A 15,138-nucleotide genomic window follows, 5' to 3' on the forward strand; every position below is an offset into this window, starting at 1 on the left:
CCGGAAAACATAAGTTAGCCTTACTTTTTCCGGTAAATTAATCAGATTATATTCTTTCTGAATACCAACTTTCAGGGGGTAGTTGCATTAACTTATGCAAAGTTGCGTTTAGTTCTGCAACTCACCTTCATCAGTGATTTGCGGCGAAGCATGTTTGTGACGTTTCAGGAACTCGGGATGATAGAATATCTGTGATATGGCAACGTACGTGATCAGCGATCTGCATGGCAGCAAAACCGAGTTCGATCATATGCTGAAAGTGATCGATTTTCATGCGGAGTATGATGAGATGTGGATTGTCGGCGATGTGTGCGACCGTGGCAGGGATTCGATTCCACTGCTTCTCGAGATCATGCACTGCCCTTCAATGCATCTGATTTTCGGCAATCATGATGTCTGGCTGGCCAGATATATCCCGGAGCTGATCCGCGGGAAGTCTGATGAAGGAACGCTTTATATGCCGACGATGTCGGATGATTTCGTGACGTGGCTGAGCTACAACGGCGGGCTGACTACAGCGGATCAGTTCATGGACCTTGATTACCCGACGTGCTATGACATCCAGAACTACCTGCAGGAACATAAGCTGTATCAGTTTCTCGAAGTCGGGGGAACAAAGTACCTGCTGGTTCATTCAGGACTCGGGAGCTGGTGCAGAGCCGGGGTCAATCCGGCAGAAGTTCCGGAGTTCGAGCTGATCTGGCCTCATATTGGTCTTGAAGATAATCCGTATGATGATGTGACGATGATCGTCGGGCATATGCCGACGTTCCTGTATGGCAAGGAATATGACGGGAAGATCATCCATGGAAAGAAGAAATCCATTCTCCATATCGACTGCGGATGCGTCTACGGAAGAAGGCTCGGATGCGTCAGGCTTGAGGATCAGAAGGAATTCTATGTGCCTTCGACGTATCCGTATCTGAAAGTCAGAACATAAGAAAACACGTAGGCTTCAGTGTCCTGCGTGCTGATCCTGATCGATCCAGTTTTCAATGAGAGAGACCATGTGATCCCGCTGGCTGACATAGGGCTTCGGCTCAAAGGTCTCTGCCTGTTTCAGATACGGGCGGATATCCGTCAGATCTCTCATATAGATCAGATACCCCGCCTGCTCAAAGGATTCCAGCAGCTGGGTCTGATGATCATTGACGTGTTCGTGATATTTTGCAAGTCTCGCTGCGGCGAGAATTTTTTTCTTTTCGCGCAGTGCGGTCATGATCGTGCCGACGCCGCCATGGGTGATGATGAGGTCCGCCTGATTCATATATTCTGCGAATTTCTGCTGATCGATGTAGGCGATCACTTCCATGTCGCTGCTCTCGTATTCCGTGAAGCCTGCCTGGACCACTACTTTGCCTGTGATGGCTCCTTCGTGAATGGCCTGTTCCACAGCATCAAGCAGACGGGTGAACTTCTTGTCATTGGTTCCTAAGGTCACTAGAATCATCAGAAGATCCAGCCTCCATAGACGGCATTCGGATATACCTTCTTCATGCTTTCCCACTGCACGACGAAGAGATCGGCAATCGGATAGACCATCTTGCCTGCCATGGTCGGAGTCTGGCTGTTTGCCATCGTCTCGATCCAGATAATCTTTTTATGGAAATGATGTGCGATCTTGCACATCGGAACAGCAGTATGCGTTCCGGTCGTGATGACATAGTCTGGTTTCAGCTTGAAATACAGCACGAGAGAACGGATGCAGTTATACGTGAAATGAAACAGATAAGTCCATGGTTGGCTTTTCGAGCCATAGGCAAGAAAGTCCACTTTATCTGCTCCGTATTTTTCTTTCAGACTGAGGTTGGCAGGAGTCTTCTCGGTAATCAGATGAAAATCGCAATGAGAAAACATCGGAGAGAGCTGCAGCAATTCGGTCAGATGACCGCCGGTACTTGAGATGAAGAGTATTTTCGTGTTAGGTTCCATAAAATAAAAAATAAGGCACACAGGATTCTGTGCACCTTAAGTATACACTACTTGCCGAGGGCCTTACGGACAAGTTCCGTAACTTCTTCCTCAGTGGAGCAGTTCAGTGCCTGGTCTGCCAGCTTCTGCATCTCAGCATAGGAGAGACCGTCAATCATGCGGCGGGCGCGGGTGATGGAGGATGCGCTCATCGAGAACTCATCCAGGCCAAGACCAAGCAGCACCGGTGCGGCCATCTCATCGCCAGCCATCTCACCGCACATACCGCACCAGCGGCCATGCTGATGAGCACCATCGATCGTATGCTTGATCAGACGGAGAATCGAAGGATTCAGCGGCTGATACAGGTAGGATACCTGCTGGGACATACGGTCTGCAGCCATCGTGTACTGGATCAGGTCATTCGTTCCGATGGAGAAGAAGTCTGCTTCTTCAGCGATCTTATCGGCGAGAACTGCAGCAGCCGGGATCTCGATCATGCATCCGACTTCGACATCATCGCCGATCTTGACGCCCTCTGCAACGAGCTTTTCACGTTCTTCGTTATAGACTGCCTTTGCTTCACGGAATTCATTCAGCGTGGCAATCATCGGGAACATGATGCAGAGCTTGCCGAATGCGGAGGCACGGAGCAGAGCTCTCAGCTGTACCCGGAAGATATCCTTGCGCATCAGGCAGAAGCGGATTGCACGGACACCCAGGAACGGGTTCATCTCTTCTTCGAACTGATAGTAGTTCAGCTTCTTGTCACCGCCGATATCAAGTGTGCGGATGACAACCGGCTTGCCCTTCATGCCTTCCAGGACTTCTTTATAAGCTTCGAACTGAACGTCTTCACTTGGGAAGTCGTCCTGGCTCTTCATGTACAGGAATTCGGTGCGGAACAGACCGACGCCTTCGCCGCCATTGTCGATGACACCCTGCACATCTGCCGGGGATCCGATGTTGCCTACTGCAAGAACCTTATGACCATCCGTGGATACGGTTTCCTTATTCACATAGGTCTTCAGTTCTTCCTTTTCCTTCTCGAAGGCAGCAGCCTTTGCTTCATATTCCTTCGTCTCTGCTTCGCTCGGATTCAGGATCACGGTGCCGTCAATGGCATCGAGGATGATCTGCTGGCCATTCTCCGCCTGATCCATGATGCCGGTGATGCCGACAACTGCCGGAATTTCCAGCGAACGCGCCATGATGGCACTGTGGCTCGTACGGCCGCCGATTTCCGTTGCAAATCCTTTTGCAAATTCCTTGTTCAGGCTGCCGGTGTCAGACGGGGTCAGTTCCTTGGCAACGATGACAACCGGTTCGCTCAGCGTTGCGAGGTTCGGAATCTCCTTGCCTTCCAGGTTGCACAGCAGACGGAACGAAACATCCTTGATATCTGCTGCACGTTCCTTCATGTAGGCATCATCCATGCTTTCGAACATGGAGACCATCATATCCGATACATTCTTTGCAGCAAAGTCCGCATTCTCTTCCCCATTGCGGATCTCATCTTCAATCTGGCTGCGGAAATCCGGATCCTGGATCATCATCAGGTGCGCATCGAAGATCGCAAGTTCTTCTTCCTTCAGGTTCTTTGAAGCAGCAGCTTTGATTCCTTCAATATCCTTCACCGTCTTCGTAAAGGCAGCGTCGAGACGTGCCAGTTCCTTTTCCACATCAGCATGTTCCTGCTTTTCGATGTGAAGCACCGGCTGCTCAAGCTTATAGACTCTGGCAACCGCAATACCCTGTGATGCAGCAATTCCTTTCAGCATGACTTAATATTTTTCCTCCTGTCCGGTACTTTCCGAGATCATGTCCAGAACATCCTGAATTGAATGCAGATCAAGCATCTTCGAATCCGGGACCACGATGTCGAATTTCTCTTCAACTTTCAGCATGAAATCGACGAGATCAATCCCGTCCATTCCAAGCTCCTCAAACGTGGTTTCCGGCGTCAGATTATGGTGATCCGGCGCATACTCGCGGACCAGCTGATCCAGCACCTCAAGATAATTCATAAGAGACTCTCCCTGCCAGAATTTTATCATTGTTCCAGCCCATCCACAACCGGATTCAGAAAGCCGGCATGAAACAATTCAGGAATTCCTGAACTGCTTTCTTCTTCAGGCGGTAATACGTAGTCTTGCTCCAGTAAGGCTTATACCAGTCCGTTTTCTCATTGCGGAACAGGTTCTGCATCAGAAACCGGGAAGTCGGATCCATCATTTCCAGTGTCCGGTTGAGTTCCTGCATCCAGGAATACGAATCCAGGAGGTTCTGATCGGAGTGTTCCGGGTCATCTGCACATCGGTGAATGATCATCAGGCAGTGAAGCGTCTGCAATCGTATAAACTCCATTGCCTCCTCAGAAGTTCTGATGTGTTTCTCGGAATCAGAAAAAGGTTTGTTCGGACACATGATATGAAGCCTTTCTACCCCTCATCTTCCGGATTCAATGAGTTCCGGACCTCTGCGTGTCCTCAATATAATCGAAGGAATCTTCTCCTTCAAGATCAGCTCTGTAAGCGCTTACTGTTTTGAATACGATTTCCAGTTTTCTACAATCCCGGAAACGATATCTTTCCTGCAATAAAAGGATCGTCTGCTTGCATGCTATGGCTTATCCCGGTAAACTGATTGACAGAAAGGAATGTTCCATGCGCGAAGAATACAGTTCTTCTCTTTCCATCAGACGAATTCTGATTTCGCTTGCGATCTTTGCGATGATTCCGCTGCTTTCGCGGTTTCTGAATCAGTATATTCTCAACGAAACACTGTGCACGATGTTTGCGCTGAACCTCGGGGCGGCTGCCTTGATCATGTATGACTGGAACCTGTTCGGTCTGCACTGGAACCGATTCAAGAACCATCTTGCTGAATCCCTGCTCTGGGCGGTGATCGGGTTTGCAGCTCTCGGTCTCTGGTTCTTCTTCAATCAGCGGCTTCTGCATGGCTCTGTCCTGCTTCCGGATAAGGATACGCTTGCCCGCTATCCGCTGGCCGTGCCGGTGATCCTGGCAGCGTTCAGCTTCAGCCAGTCTGCAGTCGTGAATATGACCTTCAAGTGTCTGACCGATCATTTCAAGATCCAGACCCAGGAAGCAGTCGTGATCCTGATGTCCGGCTTCCTGTTCGGATTATGCTTCACGCTGGCAGAAGTCAGCTATCCGATCTCCCTGACGGAGTTTGTTCCCGGCTATTTCTACAATGTCGTCCTGGTCACGATCCTGTCTTATCTCTATAACCAGTCCGGAAATCTGATGCCTGGAATTCTGTCCATGGGTACGGTTTATCTGATCCTCTGCATTCAGCTGATGCTGTAATTCTCAGCAGCTTCCAGTTTTCTTTTAACCTCTTCCGGATATCTCCGGTTTTACCATTACGTTGGGCTGAATTGTTTTTCAGCCGCTTTCCATTTAGGTCCAAAAAAGAAACTTCTCTGCCAGCAGCTTCTGAAACATCACTTATGGTTTCAGCAATCCCCCGATTCATTCTGAGAAAACTATTTTCTTTTTCTGACCTTCCGCAAATTCGGGACAGAAAAAAACGTCCGCCCGATCAGGGACGAACGTTTCCAGGTTTACTCAGTTTCGATCAGACCGTAGCCGCCGCTGTTTCTGCGATAGACCACGGAAATCTTGCCGCTCTCATCATCAGTGTACAGATAGAAGTCATGGTTGGACAGTTCCATTTGCATGATTGCTTCATCGAGATCCATAACTTCTGCCTTGATGGTCTTCGTCTTGACCGGAATCTCAGGTTCTTCGGCGATTTCTTCAGCAGCGAAGGTCTCTGCCAGGGAGCTGCGATGCTTGCGGCTGAGGCGGGTCTTCTGACGGCGGAGCTGATCTTCGAGCTTGTCTACAGCAAGATCAATTGCAGCATACAGATCTTCCTGCTCTACTTCCGTACGGAGGATACCGACTCTGGTAGGAATCGTGACTTCAATTTTCTGGGAATTCGGATACACACGGACGACCACCCGAGCGGTGGTGTCCTCGTCAATCAGGAGATATTTCTCCAGGCCGGAAAGCTTCTTCTCGATCTTTTCCCGCATTGCCGGGGTAACGCTGATATTCTTGCCGATAATCTCAAAACGCATAACTGGAACCTCTCTTTCTATTGTTTCTCTATGCGTGGAATTTTCTATGAAACCGGAGCACATGCTCCTTCGTTTTTCTTTACAATTCTCTTACTCTTCTCTTTCTGATTTCAGTATAGCAGAACAAGCGTGAAAGCTTCGTGAATTCTGCTAGACAATCTTCTGATTTTGAACAAAAAAACGCAGAAAGCTTTCATGCAATCTGCGTGAGCCAGCGGTAGACAACCGTCATAGCATAGCTGTCCATCCCGCAGTATTCCTTGAGTTCCCGGATAATCTGTTCCTGGTCGGCCTCTTCATCGCCGCGGTCCAGATGCCGCCAGGCAAATACTGCCGCCATGCCTTCATGGATATCAAGATCTCTGTAGCCCGGATCATCCATCATCGACATGATGCGCTTCAGATTCCATGCCCCGCCCATCCGGGTGTCATAGACAAGACCGGAAGTAAACGGAACCTGCAGATCCTTCATGCGGGCTTTCATATCCAGAAGCCGTTCCCGGTATTCCGGAAACTGATCAGCAAATTCCTGCAGGCGGATCTTTTCTGCACCTTCGGCATTATAAGCAATGATGGTTCCTTCCGAAGGAACTTCGTTCAAGAGAGACTCCACCATCTTCCTGCGGTCATCGTGGATGCCGAGGAATACCTGATGAGTCATCGTTCCGTCTTTCTGCATGATATGCAGGCTGTATTCAAAGGGCAGCACATCATATGGATGCATGCCTTCGTACTGCGGTACCGCATAGCATTCCCATTCGAAATCCAGGAAGGAGATCGGATATCTGATATCGCTCAGCCAAGCAGATAAGCCGAGATGGTCGGCAAACAGACCCCCATTCTGATCTGCCCGGATCTGAGCAAACTGCTGGCGGGTGCCTTCAATGCGATTGAGATCGGCGTCTTTCAGAAAATTTCTTCCTTCTGCTTTCATCTCATAGCGGTATCTGGAGCCGATCAGCGTCAGGATGCTGTTGCATGGTTCTTTCTGCTCTTCCGGGAAGCATTCCTCATAGAAGCGGCATTTCTGACGGCTTGCGCAGCGCGGCTTCCGGACGGGAGCCGGGGCGGGCTTCAAAAGACTTTTCTCCATCGCATCCAGCTGGGATGTGTAATCGCGCATGCCATCCGCAATCGCTTCGCGGATCAGGACAGTCGGATGATTGGCAGCGTTATAGAAGTAATCCGTGACCGTGAACAGCTGTTTCACATCCAGATCCCCTTTCCNCTGATATTCCCGGTTCAGATGAACCATGCGGATATTCTTCAGATGGATGCCTAAATGCTCCAGAACCCATACCATGGCACAGTAGAACAGCAGATCATCGGCGTGCGGATATAATCCCGGAAACAGGAAATACAGATCCCATCCATCGCCATTGCGATGCAGAAACGGCGCCTTGATCCGAAGATTCCGATATTCAAACCGGGCTTTGATCAGCCAGTCTTTCTCCTTCAGAGCCTGCATGGCAAGCTCAGGCGGATCGTTGCGCTGACCGAGGAATGGGTCCGTGACGCCAAGCATCTGGGCTGCTAAGTCGGTGACCTGCTCGTCCAGACGGACATATCGCTCCCATTCCTGGGGCGGAGCAGCCTGATCCAGTGCGAACAGACGCTGGCATCGATTGAATTTTTTCAGGTCAGAAATATGGAACATAGAAGAGCCTTTCTGTTTCAGAATACAAATCTGCCATCCCGGAAGACCGGTTCGGAAGTTCCGTCTTCATAGATGCCATCGGCAGTAAGATCAGCAGTACCGAACATGAAGTCGACATGGATCTCTGAAACATTGCCGCCATGTTCCTTCAGTTCTTCTTCACTCATCTTCGTGCCGTTTTCAATCTGTCCCGGATAGCTTGCTCCGAAGGCCAGATGGCACGACGCATTTTCATCAAAAAGCGTATTGAGGAACAGAATCTTCATTTCCGAGATCGGCGTATCATACGAAATCAGAGCAACTTCGCCTAAGCGATCCGAATTCTCATCCGAAGAAAGAATCTGCTTCAGAGTCTCTTCTCCCTTATCCGCATGGCAGGAGACTGCTTTCCCATGTTCAAAGGTCACACTGAAGTTCTCGATGCGATGGCCTTCATAAAGCAACGGCCTGCTTGCATAGACCGTTCCGTCGACATGCATGCGGTCCGGGGTCGTGAAGACTTCTTCAGTGGGAAGATTCGGATTGAAGAGACAGCCGATTTCAGAAGCCTTCTCTTCTCCTCCTCCCCAGAGGTGTTCTTCCGCAAGGCCTACGGTCAGGTCCGTGCCGAGGGAATTATGGAAATGGATGGCCTTGAAGTGCTTCTGATCCAGCAGATCGCAATGATGGCGGATTTCTCTGCTGTGTGCCTTCCAGATGGCAACCGGATCGTCCTCAGCATTTACATATACGGTGTTCAGGATGGCATTCCAGAGTTTCTGCTCGGCAATTTCCGGATCTTTTTCTTCCGGGAATACCTGTACTGCCCAGCGCGGATTCGGCAGAGCAAGGATGGACCATTGTCCCTTGGAAGCCATCGAATAGGCCTGATAAGGTGCCATTGCCTTCCGGCGGGATTTAGAGATGCGGCCGGCCTTTGCTTCATCAACCCCGGCCATGATGCCAGGCACCGGACTGATGATATGCAGGAAAGCTGCTTTGCGTTCCTGGGCTTCTTTCACTCTGGCAAGCTGATATTCCGGGATTTTCGCCAGGAATGCTTCTTCACCATAGAGCAGATTGATGCGTTCGGCATCTTCATCTGCCCAGTTCATCCATACTTCGCCAGCCCCGCAGCGATATGCTTCTTCCATGCAGAGATGGGCAAAGTCGGAATGCGTGACAGGACACGAAATCACCAACAGCTGGCCCTTCTGCACATTGACGCCAGTCTCAATCGCCAGGCGGGCATAATTTCTCAGCGTCTTCTGATCAGGCATGTTCGACTTCCTCCCCGAGCAGATTCTGACCGGCCGTCTTCGTGAAGGTCACCATCGCAAAGTCCCCTGCTTCATGCGGGACATTGCTGCGGAAGCGGACCATGCCGTCAACGCCGTCCGGCGCATAGAGACACGATCTGCCAAGATACATCCCTGTCAGTCCGTCTCTTCCTTCAATCAGCACTTCTTCCGTCTTTCCGATCCATTTCTTCCGGTCTTCTGCCGCAATCTTCATCTGCAGATTCATGAGTTCTGCCTTTCTCTGTTCCTTGACTTCCGGCGGAACATCATCTTCGAGCGCGTAGCTCGGAGTATCTTCTTCTCTGGAATACGTGAAGGCACCCATATGATCAAAGCGCACTGTTTCCACTAACGACAGATTCTCCTGATGATCTTCTTCGGTTTCTCCCGGGAAGCCGGCAATGAGCGTCGTGCGGATGACGGGCGAGTCAAACGAAGCACGGATCTTCGCGCAGCGTTCGATGATCTCTGCCCGGCTGCCTCTTCGATGCATGGCCTTCAGCATGCGGTCGCTGCCATGCTGAACCGGAATATCAAAATACGGAATCACATGACGGCTGTCATGGATAGTCTGGATCAGATCATCCGGAATCTCATCCGGATAGAGATACAGGATCCGGATCCAGTGAATGCCGTCAATCTGATCCAGCTTCTTCAGTAATTCAGAAAGATGCAGCTGATGATCCCGGTCAAACCCGTAGCGGGAACTGTCCTGGGCAATGAGATTCAGCTCTTTCACGCCGGACGCAGCTAATTGTTCTGCTTCATGGACCAGATCGTTTTCATTCATCGAACGCAGCGGTCCGCGGATATTCGGAATCGCGCAGTAGCTGCAGCGGTTATCGCAGCCATCAGCGATCTTCAGATAAGCCATCCATGGCTTTCCGGAAAGCACGCGCGGGGCTTTTCCGTACGTATTCGGGATCTTCACTCCGAGTACTTCCGAGAGGATGGATCCGAGGTTTTTGTATTCATCGATGGAAATGAACCGGTCTACTTCCGGCATCTCCTGTTCGAGCTGGGGCTTGTAGCGCTCGGCCAGGCAGCCCATGACGATGAGCTTCTGAAGGCCTTCCTGCTTATGGTCTGCTGCTTCAAGGATCGTCGAGATCGCTTCGCTCTTTGCGGGCTCGATGAATCCGCACGTATTGATGATGACTGCATCTGCATCTTTCCAGGAGGTCACGACCTCAACGTTTCCTGCCTTCAGGATGCCGAGCAGATTTTCGGTATCCACCAGGTTCTTGGCACAGCCAAGCGATATTACTCCGACTTTCATATGTTCTCCGATCTGTCTTATTGTATCACACTGCTTCTTTCCCAAAGGAAGCAGATAAAAGCCCGCTTGGAATGCGGGCAGATGGTTCAGTCAGCCAGGGTTCCGAACGGATCCCACGGATCCAGGAGCTTCACTTTCTGCTTCAGCACTTTCTGCTGGGCACCCGTGAGGTATTCCCGATCGACTGCAGCTTCATAGACATACTGTTCAAACCAGGAATCGCTGGCGATGTAGTAGCCCTCATGGGCAACTTTGTCTCCCCAGGAGTTCTCGATCTTCCAGCGGGTCGGCTTTCCTTTGACGAGATTGACGCCCGTCAGCACCATGGCATGATTCATTGCACTGTATCTGGTATTGAGCATTTCTTCCTTTGTCATCGAAAGATCCATATCAAACGTATGCTCATAGTCAAACTGCTGATCATCCCAGAGACCGGACTGACGGTTGCCGTCCTTGACACAATCGCATCCGAACCATACCGGCTTGCCATCCTTGAGCTGCGCGATGACAGCTTTCTTGAATTCGTTCATCGGCAGGTTCAGATAGCGGATCTCATTGCCGGAGACGACATTGCCGATGTATTTCACGGAATACATCTTGTGATAAGGCTTGTCTTCAGTTGGCGCATTGATGATGACCGCATAGCGGTCGAGATCCTCGCCAAGGTATTTCTCATAGAATTCCTTCGGCGTCACATCGGAAACCGAATGATACTTCTTCTTCGAATCCACGTATTCAAACGTGAAGCTCTTCGGAGGCAGGCCGAAGCAGTCGGCAATCAGCGTATAGCATTCCGCAAGCACCTTCGTGCGCAGTTCTTCGCGCTTCTCCGGTTTCAGCGCCTTTGCCTCAGAAGCGAATTTCCGCAGTCTCTTGTTCAGCAGTCCGTTCATATCATGCGTATGGCTGGACTGGTACGTTTCCGGCATAGCCGTCTTCGGACAGATGCCATACTTCTTGACGAGTGAAACTACCATGTCCCACTGGCCGCCGTCGCCGACGCCATTGTCAAGCAGCCACTGCAGCGTGCGGTCGTCATACGGCTGATCAATCTGCTCCAGCACGCAGTTCATGAACCAGTTGCACTTCTCGAGCTTGTCATAGAAGGCAACATAGTTCTGAGAGAGCTCGAACTGATCGATCTTGTATTTCTTCGCGATGATCTCGCGGAGCACGTTCATCGAGCTGAAGATCCAGCAGCGGCCGGACTGCAGCTGATTGGTCACCTTCATCGTCGGCACTTCGACGGAAAAGAAGAACGGATTAGCTTCCTGTGCTTCCAGCACATTCGAGATGGAAGTGATGCTGGTCGTGGTCAGCGCATTGCGCACGACTCTTGCCTTATCATTCTTACGGTATTCTTCCTGCAGCTGTTTCAATTCATCAATCTCAATCGGTTTCATAGGTCCATTCCTTTCTCAGCTTCTTCTTTCAAACGTCTGTCCGCACTTCGGGCATGTGATTTCCACCTTGCCATGATGGCGCGGCACACGCACCATCTGGCCGCAGCCTGGGCAGAGACTGTACCGGTGTTCTTTATCTTTCAGATTCCTTGAGCATACCAGGAATCTTCTGCGGATGCCTCTGGTGTGCTCGAGGAAGGCCGCATTCTCGCTCGACCGCTTTATCATGTTGCTAGACATGCTGCGATAGATGATATAGATCAGAAGCACCTCAGCCACAAGCACGAGAATCGTCAGGCGGGCAAAAGTTCCGGCAATATCCAGAATTGCCGCACAGACTAACAGGAAAGAGCTGAGCTTGTCATAGCCGTATCTCCCCTGCATGAATCGGTACATCTTCTGCTGAAATTTATTCATGCAGTATCTCCTTTTCCGGTGCAATGAAATACCGGTATCTCAGAATCTGGCAGATGGACAGCGTGACTGCGCATCCTGCCATGACGTCGCTGATATAATGCATGCCTGCCATGATCCTGGAAACGGCGATCAGAGCGGTATACACAATTGCAAGGCCCCACAGCCTTCCCTTTTTCAGCTTCGGATCGACATACGGCAGCAACGTGATCCAGAAGATCATGGCCGCTGCTCCGGTATGGCCGGACGGGAAGGACTTGTACAGATCATCCGTGAAGACTAGTCCGCTGATATGGAACCATGGCTCAAATGAGACAGAGGGATCCGACAGCGAGATGAAACGGGGTCTTCCCCAGATGATCTTCATCGCCTGGATGATCAGAAACGACCAGAAGGCCATCGTGATACCAGCTCTTGCCGTCTTCGCTCCGGCTTCAGATGCGATCGGAAACTGCTGTGCTTCTGGAATCAGAAGCACAAAGAACAGAATCCCGAGACCAGTCGCTCCGATCAGTTCCGGCAGATTGATCGTGGTCATTCCGATAACCTGGATCCCTGCGGCAAGACACAGAATGAAGCCTGCAGCCTGAAACAGCTTCTGGTGTCTGATCCGGCTGAGGGCCAGAAAGCAGAAAGCCGGTACGAGAAACATCGGCAGCGGTCCGGCATGCTTGCCGAACGAAATCAGCGCATTCCAGCCATGCGCAGTCAGAAATTCCGAAGCCGCAAGATCTTTTCTTGCCGCTGCCACGAAGACCAGGAGATAGAGCAGAATGCTGGAAAGCGCGCGATACTTTCTCATTTCTTCTTTTTCTGTTCGCGTTTTCCAAGAAGCCAGTTCACGAGCGAGAACCAGACTAATCCGAACAGGAAATAGTATAAAAAGACGGCCCAGAGCGGGGTGGAGGAGACGATGCCTTTTCGATTATTGCCGAGATCGGTGATCAGGGCTCCTGCTAACCCGAGAATCAGTGATTCAATAAGCAGGACTTTTCGTTTTTCAGTCATATGCAGTCAGCTCCATTTCGCAATAGTATGTTAGCACAAACGGAAAGCTTCCGGAATCAATCTGAGCTATGATAATGGACATGGAGGCAGACTATGAAATTTGATCTTTCCAAACGGTGGTGCTGGTACTTCAATGAGCTGTCGAAGATTCCCCGCCCTTCCCGTCACGAAGCAGCGGCAGCCGCCTGGGTCAAGGCGTTCGCAGAGAGCCATAAGCTGGAATGGTGGCAGGATGAATGGGGCAATACCATTATTTATAAAGAAGCTTCTCCCGGCAGGGAACACGAAGACTCAGTCATGCTGCAGGGACATCTGGATATGGTTCCGGCTTGTGCGCCTGGCGTGGTGCATGACTGGGAAAAGGATCCCCTCTCTCTGAAGGTCGAGGGAGATTACCTGATGGCTGATGGAACGACGCTGGGAGCGGATGACGGCGTGGCGATTGCCTACATGCTTGCAATCCTGGAAGACGATACGCTTTCCCATCCGCCGCTTGAATGTGTTTTCACAGTCATGGAAGAAATCGGATTAGAAGGTGCTCTGCATCTGAAGCCCGAGAACATCCGCTCGCGCAGAGTCATCTCTCTTGATGGCGGCAGCGAGACTTCGACGATGTGCTGTGCAGCCGGCGGCATCAAGGGAGCGATTCATGTCCCGGTTAACAGAGCATCCTATTCCGGTACCTGCATGAAGGTTTCCTTCTCCGGGTGTCTGGGTGGTCATTCCGGCATTGAGATCGACCAGGAACATGCAAATCCGATTCTGCTGCTGGCCAGATTCCTCAGAGAACTGCAGGAGCAGAAGGTTCCCTTCCGGCTGGTGAACTGGAATGGCGGCGCTGCTGATAATTCGATTCCGCAGTTTTCAGAACTGCAGCTTGAAACAGCAGAAACTGAGAAGCTGGAAACTTCTTTTGCAAAGTTCAAAGAAGAAGTATTCACGGAATACGGTCCGACGGATCCGGGCATGAAGCTCGAGCTCCATCCATGCAAGCCTGCAGTCACTCCCCTTTCGGAAGAATCCGGGGCACGTCTGATTGCTCTCATGAATCTTGTTCCGAATGGTGTCACCCAGAGAAACCTCACCCTCGATATTCCTGCTACTTCTGATAATGTCGGAACGATGGAGCTGAAGGAATCCGAGGCGATTATTCTGTTCCGGATCCGTTCGCTCTATGAAAGCGGACTGGACGATGAGCTGCGCAAGATCCGGATTGCATCTGAACTCAATCAGGCATCTGTCGAAGTGCTGATCCGCTATCCGGGCTGGAACTACCATCCGGAGTCTGCCCTAAGAGATGCACTGAATCCTCTGATTCAGAAACATTACGGAAAAGACCTCGTGATCGAGGGAACGCATGGCGGCAATGAGACCGGCATCTGGAGCGGTCTTCATCCGGACAGCGATATCATCTCGATCGGTTCGGTCGAAGAAAAGATCCACACGCCGGAAGAGCGCCTGGATCTCAAGGCATTTGATCGGATGTATCACCTGCTGACGGAACTTCTGGAAGTGCTCTGATCAGAGCACTTTTTCTTTTCGCTTTGCAAACCACTGGCTGAGTTCCATCTTATGGCCGATCGAAAGAACGGTCAGATGAAGCAGCTGCCGCTCTTCATGGCTGCTGGAAACCGGTTCTTCCGTTCCGGCCAGCACCTCCAGAAGTTCTTCCCGGAAACGAGTATAGGCATTTTCGGTATTGCAGTATTCCGCAGAGATGGCAAGGGCTTCCCGGATCTCATCGATGGACAGCACCTGCTTGGCCAGGGCGATGAAGAAGAACATCGCAATCTGATCCCGGCTGTATGCTTTCTTCATTGCCTTCGGGACGAGCTTGAGTTTCACATAGTTCGAAATCATCGAGCCGGTGACCGGCAGTTCCGGATATGGATCCAGATATCCATTCAGGTATTTGACCACCTGATCCAGATACAGACCGACATCCGGGATTTCCCGGTATTCCGGAAGATTGAACTGATTCAGATCCTGTTTTTCCATAGTTCTACTATAGCTTCCGAAATCTCTGAAGTCAATTTTATTATATCTCTTGACAGGTTATTTATTAACCGATATAG

Annotated in this window: 17 protein-coding genes; 3 read left to right on the forward strand and 14 right to left on the reverse strand. The window is 50.7% G+C overall.

Annotated elements, in window-relative coordinates:
* The first annotated feature begins 196 nt into the window (after positions 1–196).
* Positions 197–940: a metallophosphoesterase gene (locus tag FYJ51_RS10720; RefSeq protein ID WP_235897283.1), complete on the forward strand. Its 744-nt coding sequence runs from the start codon at positions 197–199 to the stop codon at positions 938–940.
* Positions 941–955: 15 nt separating this feature from the next.
* On the opposite strand, the gene pssE is transcribed toward FYJ51_RS10720, so the two are convergent.
* The 5 genes from pssE to FYJ51_RS10745 are packed head-to-tail and all read right to left on the reverse strand — an operon-like array spanning position 956 to position 4,278.
* On the reverse strand, positions 956–1,450 hold the full coding sequence (pssE, locus tag FYJ51_RS10725; RefSeq protein WP_105303561.1) for a PssE/Cps14G family polysaccharide biosynthesis glycosyltransferase: 495 nt from the start codon (positions 1,448–1,450) through the stop codon (positions 956–958).
* Complete coding sequence (gene pssD, locus FYJ51_RS10730) at positions 1,450–1,932, reverse strand: PssD/Cps14F family polysaccharide biosynthesis glycosyltransferase (RefSeq protein ID WP_105303560.1); 483 nt, start codon at positions 1,930–1,932, stop codon at positions 1,450–1,452. Before pssD ends, pssE begins: the two co-directional genes overlap by 1 nt.
* A gap of 47 nt (positions 1,933–1,979) precedes the next feature.
* On the reverse strand, positions 1,980–3,692 hold the full coding sequence (gene ptsP / locus FYJ51_RS10735; protein WP_105303559.1) for a phosphoenolpyruvate--protein phosphotransferase: 1,713 nt from the start codon (positions 3,690–3,692) through the stop codon (positions 1,980–1,982).
* A 3-nt stretch (positions 3,693–3,695) separates the two neighbouring features.
* Positions 3,696–3,938: a phosphopantetheine-binding protein gene (locus FYJ51_RS10740; protein ID WP_205946305.1), complete on the reverse strand. Its 243-nt coding sequence runs from the start codon at positions 3,936–3,938 to the stop codon at positions 3,696–3,698.
* A gap of 55 nt (positions 3,939–3,993) precedes the next feature.
* The gene (locus FYJ51_RS10745; protein ID WP_135358181.1) at positions 3,994–4,278 is read right to left on the reverse strand and encodes an MG284/MPN403 family protein; all 285 of its coding nucleotides are present in this window, start codon (positions 4,276–4,278) and stop codon (positions 3,994–3,996) included.
* Between the two features lie 299 nt (positions 4,279–4,577).
* On the opposite strand from FYJ51_RS10745, the gene FYJ51_RS10750 reads away from it, so the two are divergent.
* On the forward strand, positions 4,578–5,243 hold the full coding sequence (locus FYJ51_RS10750) for a hypothetical protein (protein WP_105303555.1): 666 nt from the start codon (positions 4,578–4,580) through the stop codon (positions 5,241–5,243).
* Positions 5,244–5,500: 257 nt separating this feature from the next.
* Here FYJ51_RS10750 and hpf read toward each other — a convergent pair whose 3' ends face one another.
* The 8 genes from hpf to FYJ51_RS10790 all read right to left on the reverse strand — a co-directional run bounded on the left by hpf (position 5,501) and on the right by FYJ51_RS10790 (position 13,063).
* Positions 5,501–6,022, reverse strand: coding sequence for a ribosome hibernation-promoting factor, HPF/YfiA family (hpf, locus tag FYJ51_RS10755; protein ID WP_105303554.1), 522 nt, complete (start codon positions 6,020–6,022; stop codon positions 5,501–5,503).
* A gap of 193 nt (positions 6,023–6,215) precedes the next feature.
* Positions 6,216–7,679 carry a DUF2779 domain-containing protein gene (locus FYJ51_RS10760; RefSeq protein ID WP_154505564.1) on the reverse strand — a complete coding sequence of 488 codons (1,464 nt, stop codon included), beginning with the start codon at positions 7,677–7,679 and terminating at the stop codon, positions 6,216–6,218.
* Between the two features lie 17 nt (positions 7,680–7,696).
* Complete coding sequence (locus FYJ51_RS10765; protein WP_154505565.1) at positions 7,697–8,938, reverse strand: aminopeptidase; 1,242 nt, start codon at positions 8,936–8,938, stop codon at positions 7,697–7,699.
* Positions 8,931–10,238, reverse strand: a complete 1,308-nt coding sequence (gene rimO, locus FYJ51_RS10770) for a 30S ribosomal protein S12 methylthiotransferase RimO (protein WP_154505567.1) — start codon at positions 10,236–10,238, stop codon at positions 8,931–8,933. The genes FYJ51_RS10765 and rimO overlap by 8 nt, the downstream gene beginning before the upstream one ends.
* Positions 10,239–10,324: 86 nt before the next feature.
* On the reverse strand, positions 10,325–11,641 hold the full coding sequence (locus FYJ51_RS10775; RefSeq protein ID WP_154505569.1) for a C1 family peptidase: 1,317 nt from the start codon (positions 11,639–11,641) through the stop codon (positions 10,325–10,327).
* 15 nt (positions 11,642–11,656) lie between these two features.
* Positions 11,657–12,058, reverse strand: a complete 402-nt coding sequence (locus FYJ51_RS10780; protein WP_154505571.1) for a hypothetical protein — start codon at positions 12,056–12,058, stop codon at positions 11,657–11,659.
* Complete coding sequence (locus tag FYJ51_RS10785) at positions 12,051–12,857, reverse strand: phosphatase PAP2 family protein (protein ID WP_154505573.1); 807 nt, start codon at positions 12,855–12,857, stop codon at positions 12,051–12,053. Before FYJ51_RS10785 ends, FYJ51_RS10780 begins: the two co-directional genes overlap by 8 nt.
* A complete protein-coding gene (locus FYJ51_RS10790) occupies positions 12,854–13,063 on the reverse strand; it encodes a hypothetical protein (protein WP_105303547.1) in 210 nt (69 codons plus the stop codon). The genes FYJ51_RS10785 and FYJ51_RS10790 overlap by 4 nt, the downstream gene beginning before the upstream one ends.
* Positions 13,064–13,156: 93 nt before the next feature.
* On the opposite strand from FYJ51_RS10790, the gene pepD reads away from it, so the two are divergent.
* Complete coding sequence (pepD, locus tag FYJ51_RS10795; RefSeq protein WP_154505575.1) at positions 13,157–14,584, forward strand: beta-Ala-His dipeptidase; 1,428 nt, start codon at positions 13,157–13,159, stop codon at positions 14,582–14,584.
* On the opposite strand, the gene FYJ51_RS10800 is transcribed toward pepD, so the two are convergent.
* Positions 14,585–15,061 (reverse strand): DUF1836 domain-containing protein, encoded by a 477-nt coding sequence (locus tag FYJ51_RS10800; protein WP_154505577.1) that lies wholly within the window; start codon positions 15,059–15,061, stop codon positions 14,585–14,587.
* Positions 15,062–15,138: the final 77 nt, after the last annotated feature.

The sequence above is a fragment of the Stecheria intestinalis genome, from assembly GCF_009696165.1.
GTDB lineage: Bacteria > Bacillota_I > Bacilli_A > Erysipelotrichales > Erysipelotrichaceae > Bulleidia > Bulleidia intestinalis.